General features: G+C 59.5%; 15 protein-coding genes and 1 pseudogene. 2 read left to right on the top strand and 14 right to left on the bottom strand.

What is annotated here, in order from left to right; all coding sequences use genetic code 11:
- Window positions 1-43 precede the first annotated feature (43 nt).
- The gene (locus tag ACSQ36_RS07830) at window positions 44-454 is read left to right on the top strand and encodes a ribonucleotide reductase subunit alpha (protein WP_436183123.1); all 411 of its coding nucleotides are present in this window, start codon (window positions 44-46) and stop codon (window positions 452-454) included.
- Window positions 455-872: 418 nt separating this feature from the next.
- On the opposite strand, the gene ACSQ36_RS07825 is transcribed toward ACSQ36_RS07830, so the two are convergent.
- The 11 genes from ACSQ36_RS07825 to ACSQ36_RS07775 form a co-directional block, all read right to left on the bottom strand.
- Window positions 873-1,595 carry an IS6 family transposase gene (locus ACSQ36_RS07825; RefSeq protein WP_436181471.1) on the bottom strand — a complete coding sequence of 241 codons (723 nt, stop codon included), beginning with the start codon at window positions 1,593-1,595 and terminating at the stop codon, window positions 873-875.
- Window positions 1,592-2,158, bottom strand: a complete 567-nt coding sequence (locus ACSQ36_RS07820) for a hypothetical protein (RefSeq protein WP_436181470.1) — start codon at window positions 2,156-2,158, stop codon at window positions 1,592-1,594. Before ACSQ36_RS07820 ends, ACSQ36_RS07825 begins: the two co-directional genes overlap by 4 nt.
- 327 nt (window positions 2,159-2,485) lie before the next feature.
- The gene (locus tag ACSQ36_RS07815; RefSeq protein ID WP_436183122.1) at window positions 2,486-3,430 is read right to left on the bottom strand and encodes a hypothetical protein; all 945 of its coding nucleotides are present in this window, start codon (window positions 3,428-3,430) and stop codon (window positions 2,486-2,488) included.
- Between the two features lie 177 nt (window positions 3,431-3,607).
- Window positions 3,608-5,005, bottom strand: coding sequence for an alpha,alpha-trehalose-phosphate synthase (UDP-forming) (gene otsA, locus ACSQ36_RS07810; RefSeq protein WP_436181469.1), 1,398 nt, complete (start codon window positions 5,003-5,005; stop codon window positions 3,608-3,610).
- Window positions 5,006-5,708: 703 nt separating this feature from the next.
- Window positions 5,709-6,809: a porin gene (locus ACSQ36_RS07805; RefSeq protein WP_436181468.1), complete on the bottom strand. Its 1,101-nt coding sequence runs from the start codon at window positions 6,807-6,809 to the stop codon at window positions 5,709-5,711.
- Between the two features lie 133 nt (window positions 6,810-6,942).
- On the bottom strand, window positions 6,943-7,776 hold the full coding sequence (locus ACSQ36_RS07800) for an ABC transporter permease (RefSeq protein ID WP_436181467.1): 834 nt from the start codon (window positions 7,774-7,776) through the stop codon (window positions 6,943-6,945).
- Entirely contained in the window at window positions 7,773-8,570 is a 798-nt protein-coding gene (locus ACSQ36_RS07795; protein ID WP_436183121.1) for an ABC transporter ATP-binding protein, read from the bottom strand. Before ACSQ36_RS07795 ends, ACSQ36_RS07800 begins: the two co-directional genes overlap by 4 nt.
- Window positions 8,548-9,549 carry an ABC transporter substrate-binding protein gene (locus tag ACSQ36_RS07790; RefSeq protein ID WP_436181466.1) on the bottom strand — a complete coding sequence of 334 codons (1,002 nt, stop codon included), beginning with the start codon at window positions 9,547-9,549 and terminating at the stop codon, window positions 8,548-8,550. The genes ACSQ36_RS07795 and ACSQ36_RS07790 overlap by 23 nt, the downstream gene beginning before the upstream one ends.
- A gap of 21 nt (window positions 9,550-9,570) precedes the next feature.
- On the bottom strand, window positions 9,571-10,446 hold the full coding sequence (locus ACSQ36_RS07785; protein WP_436181465.1) for a sulfurtransferase: 876 nt from the start codon (window positions 10,444-10,446) through the stop codon (window positions 9,571-9,573).
- Entirely contained in the window at window positions 10,446-11,834 is a 1,389-nt protein-coding gene (locus ACSQ36_RS07780; RefSeq protein ID WP_436181464.1) for an NtaA/DmoA family FMN-dependent monooxygenase, read from the bottom strand. Before ACSQ36_RS07780 ends, ACSQ36_RS07785 begins: the two co-directional genes overlap by 1 nt.
- A 144-nt stretch (window positions 11,835-11,978) precedes the next feature.
- Window positions 11,979-12,914 carry a sulfurtransferase gene (locus ACSQ36_RS07775; protein WP_436181463.1) on the bottom strand — a complete coding sequence of 312 codons (936 nt, stop codon included), beginning with the start codon at window positions 12,912-12,914 and terminating at the stop codon, window positions 11,979-11,981.
- 86 nt (window positions 12,915-13,000) lie between these two features.
- Here ACSQ36_RS07775 and ACSQ36_RS07770 point away from each other — a divergent pair, with 86 nt between their 5' ends.
- Window positions 13,001-13,375 (top strand): transposase, encoded by a 375-nt coding sequence (locus ACSQ36_RS07770; RefSeq protein ID WP_436181462.1) that lies wholly within the window; start codon window positions 13,001-13,003, stop codon window positions 13,373-13,375.
- On the opposite strand, the gene ACSQ36_RS07765 is transcribed toward ACSQ36_RS07770, so the two are convergent.
- The 3 genes and pseudogenes from ACSQ36_RS07765 to ACSQ36_RS07755 form a co-directional block, all read right to left on the bottom strand.
- The gene (locus tag ACSQ36_RS07765; protein ID WP_436181461.1) at window positions 13,372-13,731 is read right to left on the bottom strand and encodes a hypothetical protein; all 360 of its coding nucleotides are present in this window, start codon (window positions 13,729-13,731) and stop codon (window positions 13,372-13,374) included. The two genes, ACSQ36_RS07770 and ACSQ36_RS07765, sit on opposite strands and share 4 nt — an antisense overlap.
- Window positions 13,732-13,816: 85 nt before the next feature.
- Window positions 13,817-14,430, bottom strand: a pseudogene (locus ACSQ36_RS07760) (pyridoxamine 5'-phosphate oxidase family protein).
- Window positions 14,431-14,477: 47 nt separating this feature from the next.
- Window positions 14,478-15,062 carry a glutathione binding-like protein gene (locus ACSQ36_RS07755; RefSeq protein WP_436181460.1) on the bottom strand — a complete coding sequence of 195 codons (585 nt, stop codon included), beginning with the start codon at window positions 15,060-15,062 and terminating at the stop codon, window positions 14,478-14,480.
- Window positions 15,063-15,130: the final 68 nt, after the last annotated feature.

Genomic DNA, 15,130 nt, shown 5'->3' with positions numbered 1-15,130 from the left:
TACACGTATCGCTACTGCACCACAGGAACCTGCAAACATGAGCATGGACATTTCGAGCTTTGACGACCTAGTGCGCGCCGCCCGGCTGCAAACAGAACCGCAGCGGCTGCTGTTCGTCTTCACCCAGGTAGCGTTGCCGGAGGACTGCACACCCGAACAACGGGCGACCTTCGAGGCAGGGCATGGTGGCACGCTCACACCATTAATTTGCCTCGACAAGACGCCTGAAGAACTGGGGGACTTTAGCGAATTGCTTGAAGAATCCCGGCAGTTCATTCTCGAATGGACGATCGTGTTTGTGGCGGCGCTTTCGGGGAGAAATGGGCGCCACCCTACTCCGGAAGAAGCTGAGGCGCCTTTGAACAGGATGGTGGAATCGATCAAGGCTGGCGCCGTTGGTGCGTTCATTCCATTCGACACGCATGGCCAGCCGGTGCTACTGGATCACTCCTGAACGACGGCGGATTTCCCCATCGTTACTTCTGCGAGAGCCGCAACACCCTCGAATCCTCGTGGAGCGAAGGCCATCCACATGGCGAACAATGTTGCTAGGCTATGCGACTGTGACCGCAGCACCTGCATTCCCGCGGCGAGAACGGGCCCGCAGACCATGACACGGCGGCCGTCGCCAAGAAGCGCCACGTTACTGGGCTTCCATTGCGGCAAATCCAGCATACTTCGTTAAACCACTGGCGGAACCGTGGACACGTCGCCATCACGAACCAGCATGCAAAGTGCGGGCTCCCAGCCATTTATTCCCGATAACACCCGCTCTCGAAGCCCTTCCGGTGCCAACTTTGCTATATCGGGCGGATAGGGTTGTGTCGCAGTAAGACAGGAGGGACGAGTAAATGCGATATCCGAAGGATACCTTATGAAACGAGCGAGTAGAACTGCTGGGCGGCGGACAGCGGGATTTTACCCAAGCACTTCATCTGCCCTTTCTTGATCATGTGCATAGTCTCAATGCCACCGAGAATTACGCGCGCGCAGTCAAAGTTCTTGAACCCCTGCATCGGCCGAGTGATGCGTTTGATGGCCCGATGGTCCTGTTCGACCACGTTGTTCAAATACTTGACTTGACGAATCCTGATGGGCATCTCGCGCTCGGCATTCACCGCATGAAGCGCGGCGAGATTGGAACCGCTCTTGTCGATGGTCACCGTCTCGGGCGAGCCGTTCTGACCGATTGCCTTTTCAAAAAACCGCCGAGCAGCAGCCTTGTCCCGCTTGGCTCTAAACAGAAAGTCGATGGTGTTGCCCGCCTTGTCCACAGCTCGATAAAGATATTTCCACGATCCTTTGACCTTGATATAGGTTTCATCCATGCGCCAACTCGCGCCCACCGGGCGCTTGTGCTTGCGAAACGTCTTTTCGAACAACGGCACCAACTTGATGACCCAACGATGCACTGTTGAATGATCCACGCCAATGGCCCGCTCAGCCATCATCTCCTCAAGATTCCGAAGACTTAGCGAATAAGCCACATACCACCGCACGCACAACAACATCACGTCGAGCGGATAGTGCAACCGCTGCAGCACCTTGGCAACGCCAGCAGCAAGGGCCGTTCGTGGTGTTGCGGTCTTCTTCATCGAGGGTCCAAGCAAAGTTTTGGCAACCCGAACTTTACTGCAGCGTCGCTAATGCGACAAAACCCCTGTTGTGTTCGCGCGGGACCCAACGCCCGCGAAAGTGCCGTGAGACAGCCGGCTGCCTCTTCGGTCTGAAAGAAAACATGTGTCGCGCAGGCAAATATCGAAAGTTCCAGTGCGGGGTCCTCGGGCGGCAGTGTGCCGAACGGCTCCCTGCAGGCCGCACAACGCCCGATATGCTCACGCAACATCGCCCCTCTGGGCAGGCTCGTGTCAAGCAGCCGCAGCACGCTATCGATGCCGCGCGATCCGGGCTCGTTGGCGGCGCTTTCGAGCGAGACCAGAAAGCCCACATGCCTCGCCACACAATATCGAACCTCACAGAAACGCGACAACCAGACACACAGGCGCTCCCTAAAGCGTTCCGGCAACGGATTATTGAGGTAGGCCACACATGCGAACGCCCAGAGGCGGCGGACCGCCTCCGGGTCTGCGGGCACCGATTGAAAAAGGTTGGGCAGCACCCCGAGCCGCTGCGTGATGTCGTCCTGAACCGAAATCATTATCTGTATGAGAACCTGTGGCGCCCCGGTATCTGGCCAAGGCTGGATGAACCGGCACTCGCTGACTGCCTGAAGAATAGCGCGATTATGGCGCGATATCGTCTGGCCACGACAACTCCTCCGCGCTGAACAGACAGATTTCCCATCTTGCCGGCGAACACGGCCGCGACGCGAAATGGCGCAGTTGCAGAATCAAGGCATTAAAAAGCCTTTGATTTCCCGACTGTCAACGGATAGGCGCTACAGCGCCGACAGTCTGTCATTTCGCTTCCATCGACGGCGCGCTCAATCGATCACGCTCACCAGCGTCGCCACTCACAGACATCCTCAGAACCTGTAGCCGATGCCACCAAGTAGCACATCCGTGTCGCGGCTATACCGTGTCACCACCCGGTTCCACGTCACGCGTGCGGCCCAATGGTGACTCAACCGGTACGACGCCGAGAGGGACACGATACCCGACAGGATGCCGTCTCCTGTAGTGCGGCCATCAGGGTCCTCACCGTGATGGATGGCCGCATAAGCGCCTCCCCCTACACCGAGCGTCAACCTTTCATCCAGGAACGCCCGCGTCAGCCAGAGTTGCGCCGTCAGCCCATCCCGTCGTGCCACGATCTGGTTACCTTCGTGCAGATAGCCGATCGTCACGTCAGTGAAGCGGCCGATGCCCCGGCGGTATTCAATCGCCTCAGCCGCCGAACTCTGGGATTGCAGGCTGTTGAGGATCGTTTCTCCAGCCATCACCGTGATCTCGTTCTGGGTCACCAACCCTTGCCGTGGCAACGCGTAATCGCGTGGTCCAGGCGTATCCGGGGCATCGAGTTGGTATCCGACGCCTGCCAGGACCGCGGTGGTCGAAGGGCCGCCCGCAATCTGAACCCGGTTCAGTTGCAGATTCATCGTCCAGCGGTGCGATGTGTAGTAAGTGGCACGGGCACTGTAGACGATCCCCCAGCCATGCGTGTTGGCATACGCGGCGCCCTGCTCGGCCGGCACCGTATCGAAATAGCGATAGGGTCCCGCGCCAACGGCGAAAACCAGGCGCCGGCTCGCGAGCGGCAGACGGGCCCATAATTGGGCGAGGTGGCCGTCGCGATGGTGGCCCGGTATATGGCCTTCATTAAGCCACGTAATACTCCCCGCAAAATACTTCCCGAACCCTTCCTGATAATCCATTGCCCAGGAGTACGAATGTTGTCCACCTCCGGTCAACGGCCCCGTATAGAGTCCGAACTCCTGGGCAACCGCCGGAGCCGATCCACAGCACAACAGCAGGGCAAGCAGCGTCAGCCGGATTTTTCTCACGAACACGCTGGTCAACCGTTGATCCTCCGTTCTGTTAGCCACATCGATAGATCCATACTCGGCGCTCCCTTCCCGAGGCCCATCGGGTGCACGGATCGCGGTCTACGTTGCCCCAGGCAATGCTGTTTCAGAAATGACCCGGCTTCAGTCACCCTCGCCGTGCGACGTATCCGTCAGCGCATCGAGAAAACGGGATGACCACCAGTGCACGTCCTGCTCGCGCACCCGCCTGAGCAACGCATCGTGTCTCCGTACCCGCTCCTCTAGCGGCATCGTCAGTGCCTTCTGGATGGCGTGAGCCGTACCTTGTATGTCATACGGGTTCACGAGCAATGCCTCCTTCAGTTGCTCCGCTGCACCCGCGAAACGCGAGAGCACCAGCATGCCGGGGTCAGCAGGATCCTGCGCCGCGATGAATTCCTTGGCCACCAGGTTCATCCCATCACGCAGTGGCGTCACGAGCGCCACCCGGCTCGCCCGATACAGACCCGGCAGACGTCTGCGCGCCACGTTACGGTGAATGTAGCGAACCGGCATCCAGTCCAGCTCGCCATAGTCGCCGTTGATCGCGCCGCACAGACTGTCCATCTGTCGGCGCAGATCCTCATACGCCCCCACGTCCTCGCGACTGGGTGACGCAATCTGGATCAGCGTCGCGCTATTGTGATTTTCCGGATAGTGGGCAAGCAGTTCACGGAACGCGTGGACCCGTTGCGGCAGGCCCTTCGAGTAATCGAGCCGGTCGACACCAAGGAGAAGCCGTCTTCGTGAATACTCCTCGCGCATCCGCACGAACATATCGCGCCCTTCTTTCGCATTGGCCAATGCGGTGAACTCGTCGACATCAATGCCGATCGGATACGCTCCGATACGTAACGTACGATTGAAAGCGCGCAACCCGTCTGTGCCGACCCGTTGTGCCTGTGCCTCCGATTCGACGTAATGCGTGAAGTGCGTCACGTCGACTTCTGTCTGCAAGCCAACCAGGTCGTAGGCAAACAGCGAGCGCATCAGCCATTCGTGTTCGGGAAGCGCCGCCATGATGAGCGGCGGCGGCATCGGGATGTGCAGGAAGAACCCGATCCGGTTACTGCACCCCATCGCCCTCAGTTCCGCAGCTAGCGGAATCAGGTGATAGTCGTGAACCCAGATTACGTCATCCGGCCTGAGCAGCGCCATCAGCCTGCGGGCGAACAGCTGGTTCACGCGCCGGTATCCCGCGGCAAAGCGCGTGTCGAAATTCGCCAGATCGAGCCGGTAGTGGAAGAGCGGCCACAACACCCCGTTGGCATAACCCAGGTAATACGTGTCGTAATCCTGCTGGTTCAGGTCGACGGTAGCCAGCGTGACATTACCAGAGGCCTGCAGCTGGACATCAGCGTGACCACCCGATGTGTCCGGTACATCGCGGATCTTTCCGCTCCAGCCGAACCAGAGGCCACCGGTGCGTTGCAGGCTCTCCTTGAGAGCCACAGCCAGTCCACCGGCGGCGGCCTTGCGCAGATCGGCTGTACGGTTTGAAACAACAACAAGACGAGTCACTAGATCTCCATGTCCGCCACCCGGCAGGCGACCTTTATACAACCAGGAACTCCCGATGACACTGCCCGCTCTTCAATCGCCCTTCACATCGCGAACTCAACGTTATCCATATCCCGTCGCAGACCATCCTATTTCGGAGAGCAGGGATGCTCCAACACTCACGGATGAGGCAGCCGCTGTGGGCGCGGTTGCGAGCAACGCAGCCTCAATCATATTATTCTTTCGTTCAATATGAGAAGCATTCAAATTTCCCGACGTACGTGAATGGCTGTCAAGATGACATCTGCCTGTAGGGCCTCGCCCCCTTCCTAAGCCGGAGCATGACTTTCGGTCTACCGCCAAGGTCGAGAGGTCCTGGACTCCGCGTTATGATTTCCTGTGAATGAGCGAGCCCCGGCGAAGAGCGGATTGAGACTGTCGGAAGTGCAAGCTGTGTAGGCGGCAGATAGCAGAGCCGCAACTGAGAAGCGCAGGTCCAATACATTGCGTCTGGAGGGGAAATACAGGGCCGCAAGCCGAAGCCCGCTGCCGAACGGCAGGCCGAATTAAGGCGCCGTTTTGATGCTGGCGAGAACCGAAGGCAGCTTACGCGCGAACTTGGCATAGATCGCGTAACCGTCTGCTGCCACGCCTCGTTCGCTGAATGACTGCATCGATCGAAGAACAAACCTGATTCCCAGAAACGTCCAGGTTATCTTCAGTATCAAAACATATGGACGATACCAGCAATGAACGCAAGCTCATTCTTACCCGGAGCGACAGGAATTCCGCCCCCCTGCGATCCATTTACAGTAAAACTCGCCTCCCGGCCATTTTTCACACCAGCAACTCCGGTATAGACGCCCGTCACCTTCGACAAACGATAGTCATATCGCAGCCCGTAAGACGTGGAATTGCCATCCGAACTTCCCTGCTTCTTATACTGGCCGAAACTAAGCATGAACGCGCCACTTGGTCCAGTCGGAATCTGAGCAGAAATGTCGTAATAAATATTATTCGGGTCCGCGTAGGTCGTCGCGTTGATCGACTGAACGGCCGACGCCCCGCGGTGGATCACGACAATACCGTCAATCTTCGCGATTCCAAAGTCGTAGGACATGCCAAACAGATCATGGTTGCCGGTGCTCGTCGGTGAACTCGCCGTTAACGTCGATGCAGTTGAGTAGACCTGGCTCTCGTAATCGGCCTCGAGCGCAAATGGCCCGTGCGTGTAATACAGCCCAGCCGAGACGACGTTGCCAAGCGTCGACGGCGACGTCGAACCGCCGCTACCTGTATCCGCATACATAGCGGAGAACGTCAGGCCGGATAGGTTTGGCGACGTATATAGCACCGAATTGGCCACCTTCGTCGAATTGAAGAAATCGTAGTTATTTGCTGCATGCCCCCAGTCCCAGTGCCCGAGCAGACCAGTTTCGAAGCGAATGAGCCCATACATTTCCGGCGTGTTGTTGAGCCCGACCTGGAAGCGGCCGAACGCACCGTCCATGCCGACCCATGCTTCACGGCCGAAAATCTTGTTGGTCTGAGCGGTCGTCCCGTTATTGCCGTTAAAGCCATTTTCCAGGCGGAAGATCACATGGGTGCCACCTCCGATGTCTTCGCTCCCCTGAATTCCCCAGTTCGAGGGAAACACGTTGCTCGTGTCGAGACGGGCGGTACCCGTCCCGCCGCTTCTCGCATACTGGATTGAATTATCGATCGCACCGTACAGCGTCACGCTCGACTGAGCGTAAGCGGACGCCGCCCCTAGCGCTGCGGGCACGGAAAACATCATGTTTATGGCAATTTTCTTTATTGTCATGGTTTGTCCTGAAAGCATGGCCGAGCAGCACAATTCCCCGCGCCATTCCACGGCTTATTATTTAGATATGCGAATTAATTAGATCGAAACATTAGATCGAGACAACAGGCTGACTGAATCAGCCCGTCCGCCGTCAATCCGGTCGGCGGTTACTGATATGCCACGGAACAATCCGGCGCTCGGCGAACACGAACGCCCGATTGAGTAAATAGCCGACGATCGCCAGTGTCAGCACACCGACGTATAGATCCACGATCGACATGTTCTGCTGGCTGTTCAGGATGAAATATCCGACGCCACTATTGCCCGCGATCATTTCAGTGAAGACCGTCACCACCAGCGAGATCGCCAGCGACAGGCGCATGCCGACCAGGATCGCCGGCACTGCGTGTGGCAGCGCAACCTTCAGCAGCGATTGCAGCGGCGGAAGGCCGAACGTCCGCGCCGTCTCGTCGAGCGTGCGCGGTGTGCTGCGGAATGCGGCATAGGTATTCATCAGTACCGGGAAAAACGCGGTGATCGTCACCGCTCCAATCTTCAGGCCCGCGCCCAGTCCGAGAAACAGCATGAGAAGCGGTACGATCGCAGCAATCGGAATCGGGCGCGTCAGCTCGATCAGTGGCTCGAACAGGTAGTACGCGACGCGGCTGCGGCCAATCAGCGTGCCCATCACGATGCCGGCCACACTACCGATCAGATAACCGACGGCCATGACAGCCAGCGTGTCGCCGAGTTCCACGAGCAGCGAACCTTGCGTGAACACCTCTGCCGCACGCACGACGATATGATCTACCGGTGGCAGCACCTGCGCCAGGCCGGGGACGGTACCGGCCAGGACCTGCCAGACAACGAGCAGCAGCCCGACGACGAACCAACCGATGTGACGTACCGCGAACAATTTCCACTGCGCCGCCAGCGTGCGCCTGGACGCCGGACGATCATCCGAAGTTTCAGTCCCTGTGCTCATTGATGCTCCAGAACCTTGTTCAACAAGACGCGGCGATAGCGGAGAAATTCAGGACTCTCCCGCGTCTCGATTTGCGCGCGCGGACGCGACAGGTGGATCTTGAGGTCCTCGATCACACCTGCGCCATGCGGGCCGAGTACCAGTACCCGGTCGGCAAGATAGGCCGCCTCGTCGATGTCGTGTGTCACCAGCACGACCGTCAGCGCCAGCTCAGTCGCGATCTGGAGCGTGATGTCCTGCAGGCGCGAGCGGCTCAACGCATCGACCGCGCTGAACGGTTCGTCCATGAACAGGAAGCGCGGTCTCGACGCGAGCGCGCGCGCAATCGCGACACGCTGCTGCATACCGCCCGACAACTCGTGCGGATAACGATCGCGCACGTGACCCAGTTCGACCAGATCGAGCACGTGGTCCGCATAAGCATCGTCTACACGTTCGCCCTGCCGGCACGGATGCCGAGCCCCGAAGCGAACGTTGTCGATCACAGTCCGCCATGCGAACAGCGACTCGGCGAAGTCCTGGAACACGAAACGAGCCGACGACGGCGGACCCGCATGCACCCGCTCATTGCCGACGCGCACACTGCCCTGTGTCGGCGACTCGAGACCGGCTATCAGGCGCAACAGCGTCGATTTTCCGCAGCCCGACCGGCCAACGATGGCGACAATCGATCCCTCTCCGACCGAAAAGGATGTTTCGGCAAGCGCCTGAACGATACCGCCACGGCCCTCGTACGACTTGCTGATGCGGTCTAGTTCGATGCCGACGCGATCAGTGCTCGATGAGGGAGGCATCGCTTGCAGTCGCAGTCCAGTAGACATAAGGCTTGATCGTGAGCGGCCGGGCGATCACATGCTCCTGCACACCAATATCGACGTATTGCTGCGTGGCCTGCTCCTCGAACGGTCCCTGGAAATACGTGGTCCACTCAGGCTTGTCGAGCAGACCAGGGATCGTCTTCGAGAGGTCGGTGTAATCGACACCCGCGATCGGTCCCTGCAAGACGGCCTTGCTGGCATCATCCGCGCGGTTGAATGTGGCAGTCGCCTCGCGCAGGATACGAACGAATTTCACGACCACGTCGGGATGCTGAGCGATGAATGCATCGTTCGTGTAATAGTTCGCTGCCGTGGCATCCGCAGGGGTTTCCTTCTGGAAATCTGCCACTGTCTTGCCGCCCGCATGTTCGAGCTCGCGCTTCGTCAGGAAGTCAAACGAGAACACCGCATCCAGGTCGCCAGTCTTCATCGCGGCTAACTGGCCGCCGATCGGCACGGTGACGAACTTGACCGAGTCGGGGTCGCCATGATGCAGGCGCACCCAGTGCCGCACCAGCGCGATCGTGTACGGCGTGGGCGTCACGCCTACGCGCTTCCCGGCGATATCATCGCCGCTCTTGACCGGGCCACCCGGCGACGCAATCAGCCACGACGTCGTGCCATTGGCTGGCGCGATGAGCTTCACGTTGGTAAAGCCGTTCTCGATGGCCGATACCCACGCATAGGTATCCCCGTAGCCGATATCGACCATGCCGCGCGCCGTGGCAAGCAGGATCGCCGGTCCAGCGTTCAGATAAACGAGTTGCAGATGGATGCCCTGCTTCTCGAATGCGCCCTGGTTCTGCGCGATCTGTGCGGCCAGCGCCGAACCTTTGAACAGGCCGAGACGGATGGTTGTCGCATCGGCCGCAATCGCGACGTGACTGGAGGTCAATCCAACGGCGCCGGCCACGAACAATGCACGCATGGCCCTTAGCAAAATAGAAATCCGCATGATCAGCAATCCAGTAGAAATTCAGCCTTGCTCGATACCGGTCGCAACCGGCCGCTCGGGATCCGCGCTCCACGCGGACCACGAGCCAACGAACAGTGCGGCATCGACACCGATACTTGCAAGCGCAACCAGCTCGTGCGTTGCCGCGACACCGCTGCCACAGTAGATGCCGATATTCGCCCTTGGCACGAGACCGGCCCGCTCGAATCGACTACGTAACGCAGCGGGGTCGAGAAACGTGCCGTCGCTTGCCAGGTTGTCGGTCGTCGGCAGATTGATTGCGCCAGGGATATGCCCGCTACGCGCGTCCCCGGTCGAGCCGCTGTACGAGGCTTCATCGCGCGCATCGACGAGCACGCCGCGGCGCGCAAGTGCTGCCGCGCCATTCGCATCGAGTTGCGGCAAGGCATCACCCGTCAGGACGACCGAACCGGGCGCCGGCTGCGACACTTCAGTCGTCAACGGCAGGCCAGCGCGTGTCCAGGCAGACAATGCGCCGTCCAGCACGCGCACGTTGGTCAACCCCGCCCAACGCAGCACCCACCAGCCGCGTGCCGCCGACGAGCTCTTGCGGTCGTCGTACAGCACGACAGGTTGATCGGGCGAGTTCAGGCCAAGACGGCGCAGGGTCGCCTGCAGGTCGGCGAGCCGCGGCAAGGGCCGACGCCCGGTATGCGCGGACGGCACCGGCTGCGACGCCAGATCCGCTTGCAGATCGACATAGAGCGCGCCCGGCAGATGGCCGTTCCGATACTCGGCAGGTCCTTCGTCAGGTCGGTCCGGCGCGAAGCGGACATCGAGCAGTACCGGCGCGCGTGCACCGGCAAGTTCCCCGGCAAGCTGCGATGCGGTGACGAGATGACGTGCTCGCAGCGTCTGATCCTGGGTCGCACTCATCACGCACGCTCCTTGGTAGTGTCCCGCTGGCCGGCTGCATTGCGCGCAGCCGCATAGATGTTTTCCGGACGCGGCAAGCCAAAGTGCTCGCGCAGCGTACGGCCCTCGTATTCGGTACGGAACAGGCCACGCCGCTGCAACTCGGGCACGACCAGGTCGAAGAATGCTTCAGCACCACCCGGCACATAAGGAGGGAAGATCATGAAGCCATCGGCCGCGCGCTCCTCGAACCACTGTTGCAGGATGTCCGCGATGGTTTGTGGATTGCCTACGATCTCGCGAAACCACGAGCCGCGGTTGAATGCGAGAAACAATCGGCGCAGCGAAAGCGCGCCGGGACCCACGTTCGCGTGCGCATGATCGACGATCTCCCTGGCACGACCGCCGAGCGCGGCGAGTGCGGGTATGTCGGCGATGTCCGTGTCCTCCGTGTATGCACCGAGCTCGACGCCGAGCGCCGTGCCAAGCGCAGCCAGATCAGTGCGGATCGATGCCAGATCCTGAAGCTCGCGATATTGTGCGTGTGCCGCTTGCTGTGTGGGTGCGACGTAGACGACCACACCCGGAATGATGAACTGCTGCTCGGGATCACGGCCCTGCCCGGCCACGCCCGCCTTCAGCTTCGCGTAAAAGGCCTTTGCGCCTTCAAGGCCGAGCGAACTGGAGTCGGAGAACTTGATGTCGGAGAATCGATGGCCGAACTCGAGCGAACGCTCGGAGTGCCCTGCGTTCACCGTCGGCAGTTGCCCCTGGACCGGCCGTTCGACGTTCAGCGGCCCGTCGACCGAAAAGAATTTGCCCTTGTGAGCGATCCGGTGCACCTTCGATTCGTCGAACAGAACGCCACGCGTCTTGTCCGCAATTCGCGCATCGTCCTCCCAACTGTCCCACAACTGCTTCACGATCTCGGTGAACTCAGTCGCCCACTCGTAACGCTGCGCGTTATCCCAGTGCTCCTTGCGGCTGTAGTTTGCGGCAGCAGCCTCCAGCTCGCCCGTGACCACGTTCCAGCCGATCCGGCCGCCGCTCAGATGATCGAGCGTTGCGGTTGCGCGTGCGACCGAATACGGCTCCGAATACGTGACGTTGACCGTAGCAATCACGCCAATACGCTGCGTCGCCGCCGCGATATAGCCCGCAAAGCTCAGCGCTTCCGGTCGCAACACCTGGTTGGGCCGTTGATACTGCCACTCGGGCAGGCCGATCACCTGATCGCCGATAAAGAAGAAATCGAATTTGGCTGCCTCGGCGCGCCACGCCATGTCGACGAGGAAGGCCGCGTCGGTATTGCCGTCAGTTTTCGCGTCCGGCAAACGCCAGCCCGCAGGATGAAAGCCAGTCGGCCAGATTGTGAAGCCAAGATGAAGCTGCCGTGGAGATGAAGCCATGCTGTGTAACCTCGCGCCCTTCGAGTAGTGCAAATCGGAGCGAAGGAATGTAGCACGTACTTATAAATTCTAATTAGAATTTATAAAGATATGGTTCCCACCAAACACCACTTCTAAAGTTGGCGCGAATAACGACAGCGCTCGCTAGCTGCCCACCCTCATCGGCCGCGCAGGGTCCAGCACCCACTCCGAAAGCGAGCCGTCGAACTCGGCAGTGTTGTTGTACCCAATAAGAGCCAGGGCCAGCGACCCCATCGTGGAGGCAATGCCGCCGCCGCAATAGGTGATGATAGGTGGGCCGTCGAGATCGACCGCGCTCTCGAATAGCGAGCGCAGCGCTTGAGGAGGCAGAAGAGTATGGGTTCGCGCGTCGAGAAAGCTCGTGAACGGAAGGTTCACGCTGCCCGGGATGTGACCAGCGCGGCTTCGCACGACCACCGAGCCATCATAGTCGGCTGGCAACAGACAGCACACCAGTTGCCCCTGCGCCCGCCCTTCCACAATCGCCTGAACTTCAGCGAGTCCAGCATACCGGCGCGCTGCACCCGCAGCGACATATGCCGCGGGCTTCACGGGCTGTGGGCTTCCAGTTTCAAGAACTCTCCCCTCGGCCACGTACTTGTGCAACCCACCGTCCAGCACGCTAACTGACGCATGTCCAAAGCTATGAAACACCCACCAAAGCCGCGAAGCCCACTGCCCAACCAAGGCATCGTAAATTACGACGTGCGAATTCGCGCTGATGCCAAGGCTTCCAGCCGCCCGTTCAAACTGCTCCCGTTGCGGACGGGTGAACGGCAACCCACTGCTGGGGTCGGAAAAAAGCTCAAACATGTCTGCGAACTGCGCGCCCGGTATGTGTCCTTCATCCACGAAGGCGGCATACCCGCTTAAAAAATCCCCCCGCACTCGTCCCGCCGGCGTCGGACCCAGGAATACGCTCGCGTCCAGCACCACCACATCCCTGTCATGCCGATGCCTATCCAACCAGTCCGTCGAAACAAGAAGTGAAAAATCGGCCATGTTGATTACGCTCGCGCTTGGATTGTTGTTCGACTGCGGCAGTGTCTGGACCACCATGCCAACCATTTTCTAGGTTAAAATTTTAACTGAAATTCAGAGTCCATCCGTCCGTTCTGTCGCCGACCGGGAGAAAAAGCTTGGCCTTGACTGGCAGATACCCAACTGAAGTCCGCGCAAAGGCCATTGCCGCCGTAGACCAGCGTCGCCTTCAGGATCCGCGGGACCGCACAATTTTCCGGGAGATTGCCCAGGAATTCGACGTGGGAGAACAGTCGCTACGGCTCTGGGTCAAGCACTACGATGCACAGCGACTGGACGACCTGGCGTCTTTGCCCGGCTCAAGAGGGGACAAGGCGCAACGTTCGCAAGCGCCTGCCGATGGCCGGAATCACGTCGAACAGGATCTGGAGACTATGCGGCGTCAGATACAGAAACTGCAGGCGGAAAACGATATCCTGAAGCGGGCCTTTGTCATGTTCTCTGCGGAATGGGGCAAACCCAGACAGTCCGAAGACTAGCTACCTTTCCGGCGACGTTCGCGTTCATCGTCCGATCCGGTAGCTCCCAAGCTGCCCACCCAGCTTCTTGGCGTCTCGCGTGCACAACCGTTCTCGGCTGTGATCAAGTTGAGCGCTTCCCTCCGCGTGGCGTGTTCCTGGCCGTGGTCGAACACCATGCGAAATACTTGCTCGCACTCCACGGCGGAATATTTCAGAACCGTCTTCGTTTCTCGAACCGCGATGAACGAAAACAGGAAGCATGCTTTCACTGAATGATCGACGCCTCGTGGAAGCCCCGCTCGATCGTACGGCCGCCCTGTGCGAAATTGCCCCAGCCACAGCGCTACCGCTTCGTGGCCGCGTCTCCTGGACATTGAAGCATTTTTCCGTTGATGCAGGCATCGGTACCTCTGAAAAAGCGCGCGTGATCGCCGCCTCGTCGCTCACCTGGCGATGCTCTCAGTACAGCTCCGCAATCGTGCGCTCAGGTAGTTGTCGGTCGTACGTCTCGCCATCAAACGAGCCGCCGGTCAGCCGCCGGTGCATCTGACCGGCCCTCGGCAAGCTATCGCGAGCTACATGCGTCGCCGGGTTCCACAGGTCAGAGCGCACGATCGCCTTTGCACAGTGAAAATAGGCAGCCTGGATCTTGACCATGATGACCGTGCGAGGCAACTTGCCCTTGACTTCAAAGGAGGCAAGCAGTTCAGGGTTGGCGGAAATATGCGCGAGACCGTTCACACGGAGCGTTTCACCAATGCCCGGAATAAGGAACAACAACGAAACTCGCGGATCGGTGACGATGTTGCGCAGATTGTCGATCCGGTTATTGCCCGGACGATCGGGGATGGCAAGTGTCCGGTTGCCAGGATAGAGACGAAGCCGGCGGGGTCGCCCTTCGGCGAACAGGCAGAGCCTTCGCGACCAATTGAAGCAAGAATGACGAACGGCGACGCTTTCACGAACGCACAATAGTCGTCATTCAGATAGTCGATTTCCTTCCAGAGTGCACGTTCACCCGGCGTGCCGTAAATCGCTTCCAGTTGCTCAACATCAGAGATTACGTGTTCCATCGGGCAAGTTTCCCAGGCCATTTGGCGCTCCAGTATAAATGGATTGGTCAGGCAAGCCCCTCTTCGGCGAGAGCCTTGACGACCGATGGCTCTGTCTTCATCCGGGCGAGATAGGCGTCAAGCCGTTCCGGCACCTCGACCTCGAACATGGCCGCCCATGTCAGCATGACGAACAGATAAGGGTCCGCGATTGTCATTCGCTCGCCTACCAGAAATGGCTTGTCGTCGAGCTGTTCGGCGATGGTTGCGAAGCGCCTGTCCAGTATCTTCCGCGCCGTGTCCTTCTCTGCCTGCGGTGCATCGTAGAAGTACGGCCTGAAGTTGCCGTGGATCTCGGTGGTCATGAAAGAAGTGGCTTCCAGCGCGCGCCAGCGCCCGAAGCCATCCTCGGGCAGCAGTCTGCCCGTCAGATGGGCAACGTAGGCGAGAATGGCGAGGTTTTCGGTCAGGACGGTTCCGTCGTCGAGTTCAAGTGCGGGCGTATAGCCCTTCGGATTAATCGTCCAGAAATCGCGGCCGTCGTCGGTCCGCTTGTCTCGACCGACAGCGACAAGCTTGTAGGATAGTCCTGCCTCGATCAGCGCGATGTGGTCGGCCAGGCTGCAGGCACCAGGGGCGTAGTAGAGAATCATGATGGTCTCCTGAATTGACGCGATCGGAAAGACGTTCGAGTTTGACTCGGTCTAGAATGTTGACCGAA

Origin of the sequence: Caballeronia sp. LjRoot34, from assembly GCF_964253815.1 — a bacterium.
Lineage (GTDB): Bacteria > Pseudomonadota > Gammaproteobacteria > Burkholderiales > Burkholderiaceae > Caballeronia.
Note: the sequence above shows the minus strand (reverse complement) of the source record. Positions and strands in the feature narration are given on the sequence as shown.